The following is a 4,271-nucleotide window of genomic DNA, read 5'->3' on the forward strand; positions in this document are numbered from 1 at the left end:
GGGCTGGGGCTCAAGCGCTGGCTGGCCGAGGATCTGGTGGTTGCCCCATACGCCTCGGCGCTGGCGCTGATGGTGGCGCCGGAGGCGGCCTGCCAGAATCTGCAGCGGCTCGCCGCGATTGGGCTGGCGGGGCCTTATGGCTTCTATGAGGCGATCGACTACACCCCATCGCGGTTGCCACGCGGGCAGACGAGTGCGGTGGTGCGCTCGTTCATGGCGCATCATCAGGGCATGACCCTGCTGGCGCTGGCGCATCTGCTGCTGGATCGCCCGATGCAGCGCCGCTTCGCCGCCGTACCCTCGTTTCAGGCCACGGCGCTGCTGCTGCAAGAGCGCATCCCCAAGACCACCGCGTTCTATTCCGATACCCACGGCGAGATCACCAGCGAACGCGCCAGCGACGGCGCGATGGAATCGCCGATCCGCGTCCTCACCACGCCCAACAGCCCGCACCCCGAGGTGCAGTTGCTCTCGAATGGTCGCTACCACGTCATGGTGACCAATGCCGGCGGCGGCTACAGCCGTTGGCAGGATCTGGCGGTGACCCGCTGGCGCGAGGACAGCACCCGCGATCATTGGGGCAGCTTCTGCTATCTGCGCGACCTGGACACGGGTGCGTTCTGGTCGAGTGCCTACCAGCCGACGCTGACGACGCCGGATCACTTCGAGGCGATCTTCTCCGAGGGCCGCGCCGAGTTCCGCCGCCGCGATCAGGAGATCGAGGCCTATACCGAGATCGTCGTCTCGCCCGAGGACGATCTCGAGCTGCGCCGGCTGCGCCTGACCAATCGATCGCGTCGGCGGCGGGTGATTGAGCTCACCAGCTACAGCGAGGTGGTGCTTGCCCCGCCGGCCGCCGACAACCTGCATCCAGCGTTCAGCAACCTGTTCATCCAGACCGAGATCCTGCAGCCCGGATCGGCGATCCTCTGCCATCGCCGGCCGCGCTCGCAAGAGGAACGCTCGCCTTGGATGTTCCATGCATTGGTGATGCGTGCAGGAGGAGTGAGTGGAGAGGAGAGAGAAGCGAGTCTCAAGACGTCTCTCGCACTCACTCCTCACTCCTCTCAACTCTCTTCTTCCCTCGCGCCTTCGGCCGAGACCGATCGGATGCGCTTCATCGGGCGTGATCGCACCCTTGCGTACCCGCTGGCCATGGATCACCCCGGCGCCCTCTCCGGCAGCGCTGGCTCGGTGCTGGACCCGATGGTCGCCATCCGTCAGTGCATCGTCCTGGAGGCCGATCAAACCGCCACCATCGACCTGATCCAAGGCATTGGCGAGACCCGCGAGCAGGCGGTGGGGCTGGTCGATAAATACCAGGACGCGCGCCTGGCCAATCGCGTCTTTGACCTGGCCTGGACCCATAGCCAGGTGGTGCTGCGCCAGCTCAATGCGACCCCGGCTGATGCGCAGCTCTATGGCCGGCTGGCCAGCTCCATCCTCTATACCAACGCCTCGTTGCGTGCCGCGCCCGCCGTGCTGGCGCAGAATCGGCGCGGCCAGTCTGGGCTCTGGAGTCACGCGGTCTCGGGCGATGTGCCGATCCTGCTCTGTCAGATCGCCGATCAGGCCAACATCGCCTTGGTGCATCAGCTGGTGCAGGCGCATGCCTATTGGCGGCTGAAGGGGCTGACCGTCGATCTGGTGATCTGGAACGAGGATCACGCCGGCTATCGCCAGCAGTTGCAAGAGCAGATCCTGGGCCTGATCGCCGCCGGCGTCGAGGCGCATGTGGTGGATCATCCCGGCGGCATCTTCATCCGTCCGGCCGATCAGATCTCCGACGAGGACCGGGTGCTGTTCCAGACCGTGGCGCGCGCCATCCTCAGCGACGAGCGCGGGACGCTGGCGGAACAGATCAATCGGCGCGATCCGCGGCAAAAGCAGATGCCGGCCTTCAAACCCAGCGGAGGCGGCCGAGCGCATGCGCTCCAGCAGGCGACCGCGCCGAATCGGATGCACCCGCAGCCTGCAACCGAGCCGCATTTGGCGTCACAACAGGCGATTGCGCCGCATCTGACGGCCCAGCCCGCAACCGCGTCAAAGCTGGAGTCGGCGCTGCAGTTCGACAACGGCACCGGCGGTTTCTCAGCCGACGGGCGCGAATACGTCATCACCACCGCGCCCGGTCAGACCACGCCGGCGCCCTGGGTCAACGTGCTCGCCAATGCGCACTTCGGGACCGTCGTCTCCGCCAGCGGTGGCGCCTACACCTGGAGCGAGAATGCCCATGAGTTCCGCCTCACGCCCTGGCACAATGACCCGGTCAGCGATGTCCACGGCGAGGCCTTCTATCTGCGTGATGAGGTCAGCGGCCAGGTCTGGTCACCGACCCCGCTGCCGGCCGGCGGCACCACGCCCTATGTCACGCGGCACGGCTTCGGCTACAGCGTCTTCGAGCATTGGGAGGCGGGCATCGATTCGGAGCTGTGGGTCTATGTCGACCTGAACGAGCCGGTGAAATACATGGTGCTGAAGCTGCATCATCCTGTCGAACCAGGGGCGGTCAAGCCAGGAGCAGCCAAGCCAGGGGATTCCGGGCCACTGCGCCGGCTTTCCGTGACCGGCTATGTCGAATGGGTGTTGGGTGATCTGCGACCAAAGTCGGCATTGCACATCGTCACCGAGATCGATCCCAACAGCGGCGCGCTCTTCGCCCGCAATCCGTACAACCATGAGTTTGCTGATCGACTCGCCTTCTTCGATGTCGATGATCCCAACCGCAGTCTGAGCGGCGATCGCACCGAATTCCTCGGCCGCAACGGCACCCTGAGCCAGCCGGCGGCGCTGACGCGCACGCGACTGTCCGGTCGCGTCGGCGCGGCGCTGGATGCCTGTGGTGCCCTGCAGACGCTGGTTGAGCTGGCCCCCGGACAGACCCAGGAGATCGTCTTCCGGCTCGGCGTGGTGGGTCGGCGCGGCGCTGATGATGCCCGCTTGCTGGCACCGTCGCAGCGGGGCGCGGCGGCAGCACGGGCGGCCTTGGCCGCCGTGCAAGCCTATTGGACGCGCACGCTTGGCGCGGTGCAGGTGAAGACCCCGGACCCGGCGCTCGATCTGCTCGCCAACGGCTGGCTGCTGTATCAGACCCTGGCCTGCCGCTTCTGGGCGCGCAGCGGCGATTATCAGTCCGGCGGCGCCTTCGGCTTCCGCGACCAGTTGCAGGACGCGATGGCGCTGATCCATGCCGAGCCTGAGCAGGTGCGCGCGCATCTGCTGCGCTGCGCCGGTCGTCAGTTCCGCGAAGGCGATGTCCAACACTGGTGGCATCCGCCCTCCGGTCGCGGGGTGCGCACCCGCTGCTCCGATGACTACTTGTGGCTACCCTTGGCGACCTGCCGCTATGTCCTGACCACCGGCGACTGCGCTGTGCTCGACGAGATGGCCCCGTTCCTAGAAGGTCGCCTGGTCAGCGGCGAGGACGATGGCTACTACGACCTGCCCGGTCAGAGCGACGAGTCAGCGAGCCTCTACGACCATTGCGTGCGCGCCATCCTGCATGGCCTGCGCATGGGCGAGCATGGCCTGCCGCTGATCGGCTCCGGCGACTGGAACGACGGCATGAACCTGGTCGGCATCAAGGGCCGCGGCGAGAGCATCTGGCTCGGGTTTTTCTTGCATCAGGTGCTGACGCAGTTTGCCGAACTGGCGCGTCTGCGCGACGATGCGTCCATGCTCGCGCGCTGCCAGGATGAGGCGGCGCGATTGCGCCAGCATCTTGAGCTGCATGGCTGGGACGGCGGCCCGGATGAGCGCCTAGGCGGGAGTTTGGATGAGGACCCGGGCGAGCGTCGGGATGAGAGCCTGCATGGGACCTGGTACCGGCGAGCCTACTTTGACGATGGCACGCCGCTGGGGTCTGCGACCAGCCCGGAATGCAGTATCGACTCCATCGCCCAGAGCTGGTCGGTGCTGTCCGGGGTCGCCGGTCCCGAGCGCGCGCGCCAGGCCATGGAGGCGCTGGATACGCATCTGGTGCGCCGCGATGCCGGGTTGATCCAGCTCTTGGAACCGCCGTTCGATACCTCATCGCTCGAGCCCGGCTACATCAAGGGTTATGTCCCTGGCGTGCGCGAGAACGGTGGGCAATACACCCATGCCGCGATCTGGGCAGCGATGGCCTTCGCTCGGCTGGGCGACCGGGCGCACGCCTGGGAGCTGTTCGACATGATCAACCCGATCAACCACGGCCGCTCAGGCGAGGAGATCGCCACCTACAAGGTCGAGCCTTATGTGATCGCCGCTGATGTCTATGGCGTCTCGCCCCA

Annotated in this window: 1 protein-coding gene; it reads left to right on the forward strand. The window is 66.5% G+C overall.

The features are described 5' to 3' along the window. Positions 1–4,271, forward strand: a 4,271-nt coding sequence (locus tag VBE63_RS25410; RefSeq protein WP_323685795.1) for a GH36-type glycosyl hydrolase domain-containing protein, incomplete at both ends; no start/stop codon positions are given.

This window comes from Lamprobacter sp. (assembly GCF_034860625.1).
Lineage (GTDB): Bacteria > Pseudomonadota > Gammaproteobacteria > Chromatiales > Chromatiaceae > Lamprobacter.